Genomic DNA, 996 nt, shown 5'->3' on the forward strand with positions numbered 1-996 from the left:
CGGCGGGTCATGACGATGATCATGGCCCATTGGACCATCGCGGCGTGGTGGTCGGGTAGCCGTTCGTAGTCGCGGACGGTGCGTCGGCACCGGTTGATCCAGGAGAATGTGCGCTCGACCGCCCATCTGCGGTGCAGCACGACGAAGGTGGTCTGCCCGGCGAGCTTGGCCACGATGCGCACGGTCAGGGCGAGGTGAGTGGCGGCCCAGTCGACGAGTTTGCCGGCGTAGCCGCTGTCGGCCCAGGTCAGGCGGATGGTGGGGAAGCATGCGCGTAGTGCCCACAGCAGCGGCCTGGCGGCGTCGCGGTCCTGCACGTTCGCGCCGGTGACCAGGACGACGAGGAGCAGTCCGCAGGTGTCGACGGCGATGTGGCGTTTCCGGCCGTTGATCTTCTTGCCGGCGTCGTAGCCGCGGCTGGGCCGGCCGACGGTCTCCGCGCCCCGTACCGACTGGGAGTCGACCAGCGCGGCCGACGGCTGTCGGTGACGCCCCTCGACGTGCTCGCGGACCTGTTCACGCAGGCTGTTGTGCATGCGGTTCAAGGTGCCGTCGCGGGTCCAGGTCTTGAAGTAGTGGTAGACGAGCTTGTGGTGCGGGAAGTCGGCAGGCAGTGCGTCCCATTGGCAGCCGGTCCGGTCGAGGTAGCGGATCGCGTCCACGACGTCGCGGCGGGGGTACGTGATTGGCCGGCCGCGCCCGGTCCCGGCCGGCACGTGCGGAGCCAGGACCTGCCATTCGGCATCCGAGGTGTCGGACGGATAGTGCCGTGGCCGGGCGGTGGGCAGGTGATCGTCAACGGTAGCCGGGGTGGCGGATGCGGCGACGCCGGCGACAAGGTATACAGACAGGGTTGGGCCTTCGGTCGTGCTGGTTTAGTCGCCTTTGCTCGTACCGAAGGCCCTTCCCCATGTCACGCCGCCACGCCGGCGCCGTCACGATTGTCGATCTTCGTCAGGACCGGCGACCGCCCGAACCCCTTATTTACCAGGCTCT

1 protein-coding gene is annotated in these 996 nt (G+C 68.5%); it reads right to left on the reverse strand.

Features of this window, described 5'->3' with window-relative positions; genetic code table 11:
* On the reverse strand, positions 1-716 hold a 716-nt coding region (locus tag DKT69_RS26510), incomplete at its 3' end, for an IS5 family transposase (RefSeq protein ID WP_236648367.1).
* Between the last annotated feature and the right edge of the window lie 280 nt (positions 717-996).

It is taken from the genome of Micromonospora sicca (genome assembly GCF_003172935.1).
GTDB lineage: Bacteria > Actinomycetota > Actinomycetes > Mycobacteriales > Micromonosporaceae > Micromonospora > Micromonospora sicca.